The following is a 14,539-nucleotide window of genomic DNA, read 5'->3' as shown; positions in this document are numbered from 1 at the left end:
TGGTTATAAAGAGCAACGTTTTTTCTTCATCTTGAGTTTTATTAATAAGTTAAGTAAACGATCTAATTCTTGGCTGAAAGAAATCACTTTATCATGAGTGAATCCGTATCGTTCAACGAGATAGATTAACTCTTTCTTTTTCGCTTCTATTCGATTGTTTAGTTTCGATAAGTTCATAAGTTGAATGTAATGCCTCCTACAAAAGTATTTATCACATAAAAAATAAGACCGAATGAATTCGGTCTTAAAGGAAATAATAAGACAACTTACAAATAGCATACACTGTTTATCAATAGTTTTTAATATAAAAATGAAAAATAAATCATTATACATATTGAGAAAGATGTGTCTGATAATTTTTAAAAACTGATGCAAAGAGGCTGCCTACATAGTAGACAGCCTGTAAAGTATTAACCCTTATGATATTTGTACATCCAAAGAAGACCAGATTTTAATAATCTCGGTACACGTCCCATTAATGGTTGGTTTGCTAATAAACCAAAACCGTGCTTCTTACCAAGAGAACCGAGAACACCTTTTAATTTAATTACAGGTAGTTCGTCAGGAAGTGGTTCATTATTCCAACGTTTTAATAATATTTGGACAATTTGTTCTCCTTGACCTTCAGCAAGTTGGGCAGATGGTGCATGTGGAAGTGCTGCGCAATCTCCTACAACGTAAACGTGCTCGTTATTTGGAATATTATGATATTTAGTTAAGACAACCCGTCCGCTACCATCTTGTTCAACTGGAAGGTTTCGAACAACTTCATTTGCTTGAATACCAGCTGTCCAGACGATTGCATCACATTCAAGTGGTTCATCGTGGTTGTACACAATATTTGGTTCTACTTTTGTAATGTTAGAGTTTCGTATAATGTTAACTTTATGCTTTACAAACCATTCTTCTACATATCTACTTAATTTCTCTGGATATGGGAATAAAATTCTATCTTTTCGATCAAATAAATAGATTTTTAAATCAGAACGGCTTTCACGAAGTTCACTTGCTACTTCAACGCCACTTAAGCCAGCGCCAACAACAGCAACTGTTGCATTCGGTTCTAGACTATTTAATTGTTCATATGTCTTACGTGTTTGTTCAATCGATTGTAGACTGTGTGTATATTCCTTTGCTCCAGGAACGTTATGATATTTATCTTCACAGCCAAGTCCGATAATTAAATCATCATATTGGATTGCTTCGCCGCCATCAAGATGAACAGTTTTTTCTTCGAGATCAATATTTGTTATTGTGCCGTATTGAATATTAAGGCGTGGGTGCTCAGGAAACGGTATGCGAATATGAGTTTCTGAAATTGTACCCGCTACTAATGCATAATATTCAGTTTTGAAACAGTGGTATGGTACTTTGTCGATTAATGTCACTTGTACATCATCCGGAAGTTGGTTGCTTGGAAGTAGCCGCTGCAGAATTCTCATTCCCCCGTAGCCGCCACCTAGTATTACGAGGTGTTTCATGATGGATTACCCCTTTTCTGTTGAAATATCCCCTAATCATAAAATTATATATTAATAAAATATTTTGACTTTACTCAATCAAATTATATCGAATTTGTGAACAAATAACAATGCATGAATGAATACTCTGTTGTACAATAAGAAGAAAAGTAAAGTAAACTGTTTTTCCTTTGTAGTTACTCTTTCATTGGAAGTAGCATGTTATATAGAAGAAGTCATCTACTTTGAAGTGAAGTAATGAAGTAACTAAATAGTTTAGACTGTGTAACGAAAACAACAAGAAACAGCTTAGTTTTCTTCTTATAGATAAAGTGAAACTTTAATTGGTGGAGGTGTTCGTCCCACACTAATTATTAGCCTTCACAAATCGAGCATTTACGGACAGTTATCTCCCAACTAACTTCCTTGCATTCGCCGAATTTTGAGGTGGGAGTCTTACTGCCCGTTATGCAGGATAAAGTCAGAAGGTAATTTGTTTTGTAGTACAGGGGGGAGAATTTTGATTAAACCATTAATTGAATTTTGTGTAGGTAACCTTGCAAGTGGTTCACAAGCAGCTCTAGAAAAATTAGAAAAAGATCCGAATTTAGATGTAATGGAGTATGGTTGTTTAGGATATTGTGGTATTTGTTTTGAAGGACCGTTTGCACTTGTAAATGGTGAGGTTGTACAAGGTGCAACAGTAGAAGAGCTTGTTAATAATGTATATGAGTATTTGGATGAAAATCCAATGTTTTAAGGTGTTGCGAATGAGCAGCACCTTTTTCATTAGATAAAATGTTATTTCGTAGGGGAGGCTAATACTGATTATTAGCCTTCACCAATCGAAAATAGTGGGATAAATAAAAAAAAGGCCCTTTTTAGAAGGGCTTTTTTCTTACACAAGTTGTGTAAGAGTGGCTCATCGCCAAACGTTGTCAAATATGAGAAACGGGGGACATTCATATTGTGTTCTAAAAGCATGCATTTTATACTTAACATAACAAATTATTTTTGGAGTGAATATAAATGAGCCAATTTTCTTTTACAAAAATGCATGGTCTTGGCAATAGTTATATATATGTAAATATGTTTGAAGAGCAAATTCCTGAAGAAGATTTAGCTCTTGTGGCGGAAAAGGTTTCAAATATTAATACTGGTATTGGAGCAGACGGGATGATTTTAATTTGCCCTTCAGACGTAGCTCCTGTGAAAATGCGCATGTTTAATAATGATGGTTCTGAAGGAAAGAGCTGTGGTAACGGTTTACGCTGCGTAGCGAAATATGCGTATGAGCATAAACTAGTAGAAGAAACAATTTTCACAATTGAAACGTTAGCTGGTATTGTAACGGCTGAAGTAACAGTAAAAGATTGTGTCGTGACATTAGCGAAAATCGATATGGGAGCACCGCGTCTAACACGTGCAGAAATACCGATGCTTGGTGAAGGTGAAACACCATTTATTCGTGAAAACTTCTTATACAATAATCATCGTTATGCATTTACAGCTGTTTCAATGGGAAATCCGCATGCGGTTATTTTTGTTGATGATGTAGAAAAAGCACCTCTTACAACACTTGGACCAGTTCTCGAGACACATGAAATGTTTCCAGAGCGAGTAAATGTTGAGTTTATCGAAATTTTGAATGATGACGAGATGAACTTCCGCGTTTGGGAACGTGGATCTGGTGTAACGCAAGCTTGCGGAACAGGAGCGTGCGCTGCCGTTGTAGCTGCTATTTTAAATGGAAAGATGGAACGTGGTAAGGAAATTACAGTCCATTTAGCCGGCGGTGATTTAATGATTGCGTGGACTGAAGAAGGAAACGTGTTAATGAAAGGACCTGCGGAAGTAATTTGCCGCGGAGTGTATGAGTACAAGATAGAAGCGTAAAGATGTATAATAGAATGAGAACAGAAAGGATGGTGTATTTCATGATTGAAGTAACAGAACAAGCAGCTTTTCAAATTAAAGATATGTTAAAAGATGCTGAAGATGGAGAGAAGTACGTGCGCCTTGCTGTACACGGCGGCGGATGTACTGGCCTTTCTTACGGCTTAGGATTTGAAGTAGAACCAAAAGAAGACGACACAGTTCTTGAGTTTTTCGGTGTTGAATTTGTTATCGATACAGAAAGTGCTCCAATTGTTAAAGGAGTAAAAATTGACTATAAACAATCTATGCTTGGCGGCGGATTCACAATCGACAATCCAAACGCAATCGCATCATGCGGATGTGGATCATCTTTCCGTACAGCGACGAATGCTGGTAAGCCAGAAGAGTGCTAAGTTTTTAGCAGAAATAGAGAAAGACCTTTTTAGCGATGGGATAAAATCGTTAAGGAGGTCTTTTCTTTTGCCGTAAAAGCCTGATTGGTACGGGCTAATTAAAGTTTTACTTTATCTTTGCATAGATGCATGTATCAGCTAGTTGTTTACCGTCAGCTGAAAAATCTTCATTACGTAATACCCCTTCAAGTTCAAAGCCTAGTTTTTCAGGGATCATACGACTTTTCGTGTTATTAGATTCACATCGTATTTCAATCCTTCTAAATTTGAATAACTGAAATCCAAGGTTTGTTAACGCACTTACTGTTTCTGTCATATATCCACTGCCACTAAATTGCGTGTTAATCCAATATCCAATTTCGCATTTCGAAACCTTCCAATTAATTCGATGAAGGCTAGCCGTTCCAACAAAATCATTCGTCTCCTTGTGGTAGATAAGATAGCGAAAGCTTTCTCTTTTCAAAAAATCTATATGCGCATTTCTCAGGAGGATTTCCGTTTCTTCAACAGTAGGAATGGACTGGAATAAAGACAACCATTGCTTTAATTCACGAATTGAATCTTTAATAGCTTCGTGTACTACATTCCCTTCACCTGCTTGAAGTGGTGCTCGAAGAATGAGTCTATCTGTTTCTATTTGTAACGGAACATCTAATAAAATAGGATTCATATTATTTCTCCTCTCGAAACCTTTAAATTATGACAGAATGAAACTTATATCATAAAAAAACTTTCACCCAAAAGAAATAATCCTTGAGGACGAGAGTTGCAATTTATAATAAATGAATTGAAAAATACTTTATCTCACTAATAGAAAATCCCGTCACAGCATCACTATTAGTTATTATAGAACTGTGCGAAGTACAGGAATATAGTAAAGCTTATCTCCCATAAAGGAACCTCTCAAAAACGCGTAAACAATAAATATATATTCAATTCATCATTTAGAAATCCCTTTTCACATATTGAAAACTAAACTATCATTTGGTACAGCAGCATTAGGCTGTTAAACTAATGCATATGTTAATTAAATAAGGAATTATTATTTTTTAACCTGCTTTAAATTGAACGCATAATTCACGATTGATTATCTAAACGCAATCGCATCATGCAGATTTGGATCATCTTTCCGTACAGCGACGAATGCTGGTAAGCCAGAAGAGTGCTAAGTTTTTAGCCAAAATAGAAAAGACCTTTTTAGCGATAGAATAAAATCGTTAGAAAGGTCTTTTCTTTTGGCGTTACAACAGAAAATGCATGCAAAGTGACTTTTAAATTAAATTTTAATGTTATTATATACGGAATGTATGATAAGTATTGTTAATTCGAGTTTAATATTGTTCGTTTCGGACAATATTATGTAACAAAAATGTAAATGAATAGCAGAAATATACTATTTATTAGTTATATTTAATGTTAATATTTGTAACGAAGATGATTGGTGAGGGTTGATTAAAGTTTCATTTTATATAAAAAGGTGCATGAGGGAGAAGGCTATAGCAAGTTGTATAGAACTGAATAGTTCCGTATTAATTAAAATACGTTGATTACTAGATATTAAAAAAACACCAGGGGGATTAGAATGAAGTCATTTAAGAAAGTACTTATAGTAGGGGTGGCGTTGACTACAATATCGATTTTGGGAGCTTGTTCTAGCGATACAGACGTATTAACAAAAGTAGGAGTAAAGCAACCAGCGAAGGCGGAAGGTGACGTACTAAAAGATCAGAAGAAAACACCTATGACTACGAGCAAACGTGAAAGTATTAAAAATGAGGACGCTCCATCATCAAAGAAGCGTTATATTTCTCATGACGAATTTCAAAAGATTGAGGAAGGTATGACGTATACGGATATTCTTAATACGATTGACTACGGTGGTGAGAACATAAAACAGTATAATAACAATGAAAAACGCGTATTTTATACAGAAAAAGATACGGATGGTACATATGAAATTATGGTTGAATTAAATACATATGGTTACGTCGTGAATATTGAACGTAATGCTATAAAGGATCCAGATAAAGAGAATGAGGTATCTACGAAACGTAGTGAAGAGCCTGTAAAGGAATATGAAGAAAAAAACGATCGTGTACCGTGGTATAAAGATGTAAATAACGATTCGGCAGCAGTAAGTTACAATCACTATTTGAAAATCAAAAAAGGTATGCCCGCGAATCAGGTAAAAGCTGCAATTGGACAGCCACATGTGATTGAAAAATATAAATCTTATTCAGTATATGACTATACTGGTTATGGTGGAGAAGGATCATTACGTGTAATCTTTGAACCAAATGGAACTGTTACCGATGTAGTGGAAGACGGTTTACCACGATAATAAATTAGTTACGGGAAGAGTTGTAGTAAAGTTTTCGTTGATTTTATAAAGTTTTTGGTAGCATACCCGAATATAGGTGGAAAAATAATACTATTAGCTATGTTAACTATAGTATTTACCGAAGTTTCTTCCAAATTCAAAAGCGTTATTGTGAATGTTGTTGTCGTATTATTCTTGTTGGTATATACCGCAGTAGGGCAGCAATTGTAACTGGACGTAAAAGGACGCGGAGTAGTAGTAGCTTCCTTTTGAAAGAAGGAGGAAAATATGATGGAGGATATTTTTGAATTCATAGGGAGATACGTAATTAAACCTATTATTAGTTTAGTAAGATATCTTGTAATAGAGATTGTAATTGAGGGCGTAATAAACGGTATAAGGAAATTACGTGATAAGTGGCGAAATTGGCGTGAAAGACGTTATTGGCGGTAGTGTAGCTGATGAGGGTGCGAAACAAAAACGTTATACAGAAGTTATGAAGAAGTTTAATGAAATGATAGCATACGACCCGCATTTAGAATCCGTACTCGTTCCAATTGGTGATGGAATGACGATTTCTAAAGTGAAGAAATAATTATTATCTTACAAAAGTGTAATGTTCATGTCATGTTTTTGAATTTCTTCTTTAAGCTCCGGGCTTTAAGATAACAATATAAGAAAAAAACATGAGGTGAAGGAAATGAAAAGATATATTGCACTGTTTAGTATTTTAGTTGTATTCGCAAGTTTGTTAGTTGGTTGTGATATTAACCGTATGGGGAAAGATGAGTATTACGTTCAAATCACAGCTGATGGAATTGAAAAAAATGAGAAGTTTGATAACGGAGAGCCACATAAATATTTCGAGTATAAATTAAAAGGATTCGATAAAGGTGGAGAAGTAAAAGAATTAGAATTCACAGCTCCAAAAAATCTTCGTAAAGATGCATTCTTACGCGTATACAATTCAGATAAAAAAGGTGTAACAGCTTGGGAAGAAGTGAAAAAAGAAGAGCTTCCTGCGAAAGTGAAAGAAAAATTAAGTGTGAAATAAGACAGATAAAAAGGAATTGACGCACAGGGTCAATTCCTTTTTTGATTTTCAAAATCCTCTTCTGAAATGACTTTAAAGCCATGTCTTTTAAATAAAGCAGTTGTTACCCCGTAACCAGTTTGCTTATTCCCGTTAAATTCTCCAGTGTAAATCGTAGAACTACCACAAGATGGACTGCGTTCTTTCAAAATAATATATTCTGGGTGTAAATCTTTCATTTGTTCTAGAGCTTTATAAGCACCATTTACAAATGCTTCTGTGACATCTTCACCATCTTTTGTCATCACTTTCGCTTTTCCATCCAAAACGTCATCGCCATTCCCGCCAATAATTTCAGCGGAAGGACGAGGCGTTGGCAATCCTCCTAATACTTCAGGGCAAATGAGGACTGTATCTTCTTGTTGCAGTAACTCCTCTATTTTTGAAACGAGATTGTCATTGCCGTCATATCGACAAGCGATACCACCTAAACAAGCGCTAATTACGATCATATTTTCATCTCCATTAAAAAAATATTAAATTCCACGCCAAATTCTCTTCCTGCCTCTTACTTATAAATGAGGTGATATAAATGGGAAGCTTATATAATTTAATGAAACCATATAGTGAATTTCGAAGTAAAGAAGAGTTTAATACATATCAAAAACAAGTTTTGAAGTGCTACCGATTTCAATTGAATAAAACGGATGCTACCATTATTCATTTTTTAGGAAAGTATGCGGTGAATGAGAAACAAAAAACAGTAGGAGTCGCTTGTCCGTTAATGGAGACGATTGCGACTAATGTTGGAAAGAGTATTCGTACAGTACGCCGCTCAATTGCAAAGTTAGAGGAACTAGGAATTATAAAACGTGTTGCGACGAAAGAAAGGCATAAGCGCGGGGGATATAGTGCGAACTTATATGTTTTTCTTATATCTGCAATTGACCGCATGGATGACCGTATGAAAATGTCCGCTTGTAAAAGTGAGGAATATGCAGCTGGCTGTAGCAGAAAGGAACAAAAAAACGAGGGGGAAACAATTCTTTCTAAAAACATTCCACAAATAAAAGAGAATAGAAAAGTAACGTACGAGCTTGATGAGACGTATTGTCGCCATGATATACCGAAGCCTTTTATATACGCACTTCTGCCGATGACGAGTAATCCGAAGAAGATTAATATATTTTGGAGCAAGGTGGAACTTGCTTATAAGAAGAGCGGGTTACTAGAACAAGGTGTTTTACTAGAGCAAATATTAGCTGACGAAGAAGTGTATGGAAATTTAATTTGGCGCGTGAAAAGTGTTGTGAGAGCTTATAAATATGGGGAGATTCGTAAAGATGTTAGGGCACTTTTATACAGTACAGTGCGAGATTTATTTTTAGAGGTTGGATTAGAATGGGGAGCAGCACTGAGAAGAAGTAAGGGAATAACGTTATTTGATCCGTTTAAAAAGGAGCCATGCGTATAGCACATGACTCCAAGTAGTTAATCAAACTTTCTTACAACTGGAACACGAATCGCTACAAATAGTACGAAGACAATAACAGCTATTGCACCACTTTTCATAACGGTTACGATTGGAATTCCTATTGCAAGTGCAATGGATGTGAATGCATAAGAGAGCGGGATAAAGCCCATTGATGATAGCATAAGTAAACTCATTACGCGTCCCATCATCTCTTCTTTTACGGTTGCTTGAATCATTGCCATAAGCGGTACAATGGCCATTGCAATTGTAATACCATAAAACATGCCGGCTAATAATGCTTGCCAAAGTACGGTGCTAAAGTTGATGGATAAGAAGAATACACCAGACAGTAGCATCATGATAATACAAAATAGACCGCGTCTACGATTAATATTTTTTAAACCGACAATGACAGCACCGATTGCCATTCCGCCGCCTACAGATGCTTCTAAGTAACTAAACTGGAGCGAATCACCATGTAGCACGTTTTTAACAAAAAGCGGGAAACCAACTTGCATTGGGCCGATTAAAAATAAGTTTAAAAAAGCACTACAAATAAGGAAAGTTGAAAGGAATGGCGATTCTTTTACATATAAGATTCCTTCTTTAATGGAAGTGAACATACCTTTATCTGTATCTTTTAGTTCTGGCATCGTAAATTGTATTTTTTGAACGAGTATGGCCGCGACAATCAGTAATAAAATTGTAATGGAAAATATTGTCTCGTAGTTTGTGAATTTGATAAGAATTCCGCCAAGTACAGGGCCTAAGATGACCGATGCTTGGTTTGTCATTTGTGTAAGTGAGTTTGCTTGTGTTAAACGGCTTTTTTCTACCAATTCCGGTAAGATAGATCCATCTGCTGACCAGAAGAAAGCATCAGCAAGTCCAAAGAATAAAGCGAATAAAGCAAATGTATATAGTGTTACATCACCAACGATAAACCATGTGAGAATGGTTGCGACAAGAATCGCTCGAATAATATTGGAGTAAAACATAATGTTTTTTTTCGGGAATTTATCAGCTACAGCGCCGCCGATAATCATAAAAATAAGCCTTGGAACACTAAGAGCTACGAAAACAACACCGAGTGAAGCTTCAAGGTTTAATGTTTTTGCTATGTACCACGTTTGTGAAAAAGTAAAAAAGGCTAAAGCAAAGCTTGAAAAAAGAGTAGCCGCCCAAAGAAAAAGGAAATTCGTATTTTTTAATAACGGTTTTCCGCTTCCTTCTAAAGCAGTTTTATTTTGTTGTAGTTCCTCCATATTGCTTCCTTTCTATGTGACAAATTTAAACTAAAAAACCTGTAAACGCCTGATTGGTGAGGGCTAATACTCAATGGGAGATGCCCTTCGCTGAGTATAGTTTCACTTTATACAGTTTCTAATATTTCTATACTGCACTTTCTCATTGTAGACAATAATAATGAATTTGCACAGTAGCTATTTAACGACAAAAAAGAAGATACCAAATGGTATCTTCTTTTTTGTCGTTCAGGCTAATGCAATATAAATATCCAATTGTACGTTGGTTGGATCTGTTGCTTTTTCATCATAAAGCTCAAAGTCTGTTGTAAAAGCACGTTTATTTTCTTTCGACCATTTCCAAATATATTCCCAAGCTTCGCAAACGACTTCAGCAACTGGTCCCTTTCTCGTTGTAAATACCGCATACGTAGCGGCGGGTATTGTTAAAGTTGTCATATTTTCAGGAACGTCTTTTAGTGAAGAAACGGGCATACCGATTGTAAATGTATATGTACCAGTTTCATCTGACTCGTAGTTTGAATAGAAAGCGAGTGTTTCTTTCGTTTGTTGATTTGGGATGTGATGCATCATTTGTTCTTGAAAGTATCGGTTCCAAAGTTGTGGAATGTTTCCTTCAGTAGATGCCTCTTTTTCATTAGTCGTCGTAACCGAAACGCCGATTGCTTGGAAAGCTTCTTTTTTTACGATAATAGGTTCTTTCATCTTTAAAATATCCCCCTTATTGAATAGAACGTTTGTTCTGTTTTATTGTAACATATTTTGGAAGGATACGGTAGCACAATAATAAAAAACTCCTTCGCGTAAAAGGAGTTCTTTTCATTGCTATATTAAAACATACTTGAGCTATGCATCGGTTGAAGTTTTGCATTTGGATCGAAGTAAGCTTTTGCATTGTTTACTGCTGTCGGTGCTTCGCCAAATCCACAAGCGATAAGTTTTACTTTTCCTTCATATGTACAAATGTCACCAGCAGCGTAAATGCCAGGAATATTCGTTTCCATTTTTGAATTCACAAGGATGCTATTTTTTTGTATATCTAAGCCCCAGTTTTTAATTGGACCAAGAGAAGAAACGAAGCCGTAGTTTACAATTACGTCATCAACATCGATGATAACTTTTTCTTCAGTTTTTACGTGCTGAAGAACGACTTGTTCAATTTTGTCATCACCAATGAGTTCAACTGGAACATACGGTGTACTTACTTCTGCACGAGAATTCATTAAGTTTTCGACGCTATGTTCATGTGCACGGAATTTATCACGGCGATGAACGATTGTAACTTTTTCAGCAATCGGTTCTAACATCATCGTCCAGTCTACTGCTGAGTCGCCACCGCCAAATACTACGACGCGCTTGCCAGCAAATTTATTCATATCATCAACGAAATAATGTAAGTTTTTCTTTTCGTATTTTGCTGTACCTTCTAATTCTAAGCGGCGTGGTTGGAAAGCACCATTGCCGGCAGTAATAATGACTGATTTAGAATAGTGAGTTTGTTTATTCGTAACAAGTTTAAATATACCATCAGCTTGTTTTTCAAGCGTATCAACCGCTTCTTCTAAGCAAATGGTTGGATCAAATTTCTTCATTTGCTCTTTTAAGTTATCAACTAATTCTTGTGCACGCACTTTTGGAAATCCAGCCACATCATAAATGTATTTTTCAGGGTAGAGTGCGGATAATTGTCCTCCAAGTTGAGGTAAGCTTTCAATGATTTTTACACTTGCTTGTCTCATACCGCCATAAAATGCTGTGAACAGTCCCGTTGGACCACCACCAATAATTGTTATGTCGTAAACTTTTTGATTTTCTGCCACTTTCATTCCCCCTATAGATGGAATTTTGATATTGATTTCATATATTGTTCATATGTACACGAAAATCCTGCAAATGATGACACTTTCAAATAAATGATAGCATATTTGAGTTCATAATACTTCTGAAAACGACTGAATTGTGTGTAAGTTTTCGCATAGGTTCCTTTTTATTGTATAAAATATGCAGAAAGGAAAATACATGAAAAAAAGGCTGAAAAACCCTTGAAAACGCTATGTTATTTTAAAATATTGATAATTCGCCAGATGCTTGAATTCTGGAATAAAACCGACTAATATAGGGAAGTATTATGTTAAATTTCTATGACAAAATTCGTACGATTTTTTGACTGCGTTTTGTTATGATATAGAATGTGATAAATTCCACATTCTTGACAAATAGAGTTTTTAGTACTTGGTATTATTTCTCATTACTATTATATAAAGAAAAGGGTTGTGATTTGGTGAAGACTCCAAAAATCGTAGTTTTAGGTGCAGGTTATGGCGGGATGATTACGACTGTTCGTCTGCAAAAAGCATTATCTGTAAATGAAGCTGAAATTACGTTAGTAAACAACAACAGCTATCACTACCAAGCGACTTGGTTACACGAGAGCGCAGCTGGTACATTACAAGATGAAAAAATCTGTCTAGATATTCAAGACGTTATTGATACAAATAAAGTGAACTTTGTACAAGACACAGTAGTAGAAATTAAAGCTGCTGAAAAACGCATTATCTTAAAAGACGGCGAGTTAGAGTATGACTACTTAGTAATCGGTCTTGGTTTCGAATCAGAAACATTCGGAATTACAGGATTAAAAGAGCATGCATTCTCAATCGCTAACATTAATGCAACTCGTGAAATTCGTGAGCATATGGAAGCTAGTTTCGCTAAATATGCAGATGAAAAGCGCGATGAGTTAGTAACAATCGTTGTTGGTGGTGCTGGATTTACTGGTATCGAGTACGTAGGTGAGCTTGCAAACCGTGTTCCTGAACTTTGTAAACAGTACAATGTACCACGTGAAAAAGCACGTATCATCTGTGTAGAAGCGGCTCCAACAGCACTTCCAGGTTTCGATCCAGCATTAGTAGAATACGCTGTAAAACAACTTGAGAAAAAAGGCGTAGAATTCCGCATCGGTACAGCAATTAAAGAAGCAACTGAAGAAGGAATTATCGTTGCAAATGGCGATGATACTGAATTAATTAAGTCTGAAACAGTAGTTTGGGCTGCAGGTGTTCGTGGTAATGGTATTGTGGAAGAGTCTGGATTTGAAGCAATGCGCGGACGTGTAAAAGTTGATGAGTACATGCACGCTCCAGGATACGAAGAGGTATTCATGGTTGGTGATGCAGCGTTAATCATTAACGAAGAAATTAACCGTCCATACCCACCAACAGCACAAATTGCAATTCAACAAGGTTACAACATTGCACACAACTTAACTGTATTAGTTCGTGGCAAGGGCGAAATGAAAAAATTCGCATTTGATAATAAAGGATCTGTATGTTCTTTAGGTCATGACGATGCAATGGGCGTTGTTATGGGTAAAAAGTTAACAGGTTGGAAAGCTTCCTTCATGAAAAAAGTAATCGATAACCGCTACCTATTCTTATTAGGTGGACCTTTATTAGTTCTTAAAAAAGGTAAATTAAAGTTCTTTTAATATATAGTAGAAAAAGCAGAAACGGCTAAGCGCTGTTTCTGCTTTTTTTTCGTATAATACATGTTTTCGATATAACAATAGAAAGATGGGGGAAATGTTTTTTTGAACATTGCCGTATCATGAAATGGATGAATCCAATGTTTTATTTTCTTCATAATTACATTCCTGTATCTTGATATTTTTTTGTTAACAGTATATCGACAAAATGGGTTTTTTCACTTTTTGAAAAAAGGAAATTTCACAGCAAATTAAAAAGTATAGTATAATATATAGAAAAGAAAGAATATTCTGTCCGTTCGGATGGAGGAGGATGCATCATGGGGAAGCGCGGGAAAGTATGGTTAGCTGTTAGTGGCCTAGTAGCTACAAAAGATGGCAGGTGGCTATTCGTTAAGAAGAAATACAGTGGGTTAAAAGGGAAATGGTCTTTACCGGCTGGTTTTGTAAATGAAGGTGAGACAGTTGATGAAGCTGTGAAACGCGAAGTGTTAGAAGAGACAGGCATTGTTGCTCATGTGAAGGGGATCATTGGTGTTCGATCGGGTGTTATTCGTGATGAAATTAGTGATAATATGATTATTTTCCTTTTGGAGCCTGAAGGAGAAAATATTATTGTACAGGAGAAAGAATTGTCTGAAGTGGCGTTCTTACATCCGGAGAAGATTGCGGACGATCCGAATACGTCTGTGCTTATTAAATATTTGTTAGAAGGAAGATCAGAACTACATCTTGAAGTGGACAAAACATTAAATCCAGGAGAACCATTTGGTTATACAGCTTATCACGTATTTACGGCATGTGCGAAGGAGAGGGAAAAAGAGTGAGTATACCGGTACTACTTATTTCAATGATGTTATTCTTTATTTTGTTCTTTGGAATTGGATTTTTACTCAACATGATTTTGCGAGCTACATGGGTAATGGTTATTGTGTATCCGATTGTTTGTATGCTTATTATTAATAAAGCGAGTATGTGGGATTATTTTTCAAAGCCGAAAGAGACATTTTCTTCATTTGGGACAAGTGTATCGCACTTAGGACAAGCAGACTTATTTATTCTATCTACTGGATTAGTAGGGGCTGCTTTAGCAGGAGTCGTGATTAAGAAACTTCGGAAAAGCGGATATCAAATGTTTTAATCTCCAATTCATTTGGAGATTATTTTTTTGCATATTCCTTCATCGTATAGGGAATGATTAACGATGAA

The 14,539-nt window shown here is 35.9% G+C and carries 18 protein-coding genes and 1 pseudogene; 12 read left to right on the top strand and 7 right to left on the bottom strand.

All coding sequences use genetic code 11. From position 1 onward, the window contains the following. Positions 1–3 precede the first annotated feature (3 nt). Both C4S65_RS34045 and C4S65_RS23320 read right to left on the bottom strand, forming a co-directional pair. Positions 4–177, bottom strand: a complete 174-nt coding sequence (locus C4S65_RS34045; protein WP_001054088.1) for an aspartyl-phosphate phosphatase Spo0E family protein — start codon at positions 175–177, stop codon at positions 4–6. A 233-nt stretch (positions 178–410) separates the two neighbouring features. Next, positions 411–1,481 (bottom strand): NAD(P)/FAD-dependent oxidoreductase, encoded by a 1,071-nt coding sequence (locus C4S65_RS23320; RefSeq protein ID WP_000682070.1) that lies wholly within the window; start codon positions 1,479–1,481, stop codon positions 411–413. 499 nt (positions 1,482–1,980) lie between these two features. Here C4S65_RS23320 and C4S65_RS23315 point away from each other — a divergent pair, with 499 nt between their 5' ends. The 3 genes from C4S65_RS23315 (at position 1,981) to C4S65_RS23305 (ending at position 3,751) form a co-directional block, all read left to right on the top strand. After that, a complete protein-coding gene (locus C4S65_RS23315) occupies positions 1,981–2,220 on the top strand; it encodes a YuzB family protein (RefSeq protein ID WP_000595026.1) in 240 nt (79 codons plus the stop codon). Positions 2,221–2,489: 269 nt separating this feature from the next. Next, complete coding sequence (gene dapF, locus C4S65_RS23310; protein WP_098838602.1) at positions 2,490–3,356, top strand: diaminopimelate epimerase; 867 nt, start codon at positions 2,490–2,492, stop codon at positions 3,354–3,356. A 41-nt stretch (positions 3,357–3,397) separates the two neighbouring features. Then, entirely contained in the window at positions 3,398–3,751 is a 354-nt protein-coding gene (locus tag C4S65_RS23305; RefSeq protein ID WP_000573830.1) for an iron-sulfur cluster assembly accessory protein, read from the top strand. A gap of 106 nt (positions 3,752–3,857) precedes the next feature. Here the strand turns inward: C4S65_RS23305 and C4S65_RS23300 are convergent, their stop codons facing one another. Further along, positions 3,858–4,421 carry a GNAT family N-acetyltransferase gene (locus tag C4S65_RS23300; RefSeq protein WP_001068201.1) on the bottom strand — a complete coding sequence of 188 codons (564 nt, stop codon included), beginning with the start codon at positions 4,419–4,421 and terminating at the stop codon, positions 3,858–3,860. 406 nt (positions 4,422–4,827) lie between these two features. Between C4S65_RS23300 and C4S65_RS23295 the strand changes: the two are divergent. The 5 genes and pseudogenes from C4S65_RS23295 to C4S65_RS23280 form a co-directional block, all read left to right on the top strand. Then, positions 4,828–4,920 (top strand): annotated as a pseudogene (locus tag C4S65_RS23295) (iron-sulfur cluster assembly accessory protein); the annotation flags it as partial. 413 nt (positions 4,921–5,333) lie between these two features. After that, a complete protein-coding gene (locus C4S65_RS23290; RefSeq protein WP_000834578.1) occupies positions 5,334–6,092 on the top strand; it encodes a hypothetical protein in 759 nt (252 codons plus the stop codon). Between the two features lie 270 nt (positions 6,093–6,362). After that, positions 6,363–6,524: a hypothetical protein gene (locus C4S65_RS34595; protein WP_170959185.1), complete on the top strand. Its 162-nt coding sequence runs from the start codon at positions 6,363–6,365 to the stop codon at positions 6,522–6,524. Then, a complete protein-coding gene (locus C4S65_RS23285; protein ID WP_003308144.1) occupies positions 6,481–6,666 on the top strand; it encodes a methyltransferase in 186 nt (61 codons plus the stop codon). The genes C4S65_RS34595 and C4S65_RS23285 overlap by 44 nt, the downstream gene beginning before the upstream one ends. Positions 6,667–6,771: 105 nt before the next feature. Next, a complete protein-coding gene (locus C4S65_RS23280) occupies positions 6,772–7,125 on the top strand; it encodes a YxeA family protein (RefSeq protein ID WP_000833125.1) in 354 nt (117 codons plus the stop codon). A 29-nt stretch (positions 7,126–7,154) separates the two neighbouring features. On the opposite strand, the gene C4S65_RS23275 is transcribed toward C4S65_RS23280, so the two are convergent. Further along, positions 7,155–7,616, bottom strand: a complete 462-nt coding sequence (locus tag C4S65_RS23275) for a DUF523 domain-containing protein (RefSeq protein ID WP_000635499.1) — start codon at positions 7,614–7,616, stop codon at positions 7,155–7,157. A gap of 80 nt (positions 7,617–7,696) precedes the next feature. On the opposite strand from C4S65_RS23275, the gene C4S65_RS23270 reads away from it, so the two are divergent. Further along, positions 7,697–8,578, top strand: coding sequence for a helix-turn-helix domain-containing protein (locus C4S65_RS23270; protein WP_000535252.1), 882 nt, complete (start codon positions 7,697–7,699; stop codon positions 8,576–8,578). Between the two features lie 17 nt (positions 8,579–8,595). Here the strand turns inward: C4S65_RS23270 and C4S65_RS23265 are convergent, their stop codons facing one another. The 3 genes from C4S65_RS23265 to C4S65_RS23255 form a co-directional block, all read right to left on the bottom strand. Further along, positions 8,596–9,843: an MFS transporter gene (locus C4S65_RS23265; protein ID WP_061666010.1), complete on the bottom strand. Its 1,248-nt coding sequence runs from the start codon at positions 9,841–9,843 to the stop codon at positions 8,596–8,598. 228 nt (positions 9,844–10,071) lie between these two features. After that, positions 10,072–10,548 carry a GyrI-like domain-containing protein gene (locus C4S65_RS23260; RefSeq protein WP_000662575.1) on the bottom strand — a complete coding sequence of 159 codons (477 nt, stop codon included), beginning with the start codon at positions 10,546–10,548 and terminating at the stop codon, positions 10,072–10,074. Between the two features lie 125 nt (positions 10,549–10,673). Further along, complete coding sequence (locus C4S65_RS23255) at positions 10,674–11,663, bottom strand: NAD(P)/FAD-dependent oxidoreductase (protein WP_000829773.1); 990 nt, start codon at positions 11,661–11,663, stop codon at positions 10,674–10,676. 461 nt (positions 11,664–12,124) lie between these two features. Between C4S65_RS23255 and C4S65_RS23250 the strand changes: the two genes are divergently transcribed. The 3 genes from C4S65_RS23250 to C4S65_RS23240 all read left to right on the top strand — a co-directional run bounded on the left by C4S65_RS23250 (position 12,125) and on the right by C4S65_RS23240 (position 14,471). Then, positions 12,125–13,333 carry an NAD(P)/FAD-dependent oxidoreductase gene (locus C4S65_RS23250; RefSeq protein ID WP_000856602.1) on the top strand — a complete coding sequence of 403 codons (1,209 nt, stop codon included), beginning with the start codon at positions 12,125–12,127 and terminating at the stop codon, positions 13,331–13,333. 317 nt (positions 13,334–13,650) lie between these two features. Next, positions 13,651–14,157, top strand: a complete 507-nt coding sequence (locus tag C4S65_RS23245; RefSeq protein WP_000517994.1) for an NUDIX domain-containing protein — start codon at positions 13,651–13,653, stop codon at positions 14,155–14,157. Further along, positions 14,154–14,471 carry a YuiB family protein gene (locus C4S65_RS23240; RefSeq protein ID WP_000027012.1) on the top strand — a complete coding sequence of 106 codons (318 nt, stop codon included), beginning with the start codon at positions 14,154–14,156 and terminating at the stop codon, positions 14,469–14,471. The genes C4S65_RS23245 and C4S65_RS23240 overlap by 4 nt, the downstream gene beginning before the upstream one ends. Positions 14,472–14,539: the final 68 nt, after the last annotated feature.

This window comes from Bacillus sp. ok061 (assembly GCF_900108285.1).
Classification (GTDB): Bacteria; Bacillota; Bacilli; order Bacillales; family Bacillaceae_G; genus Bacillus_A; species Bacillus_A thuringiensis_S.
This window is presented reverse-complemented; position numbering and strand designations above follow the sequence as displayed.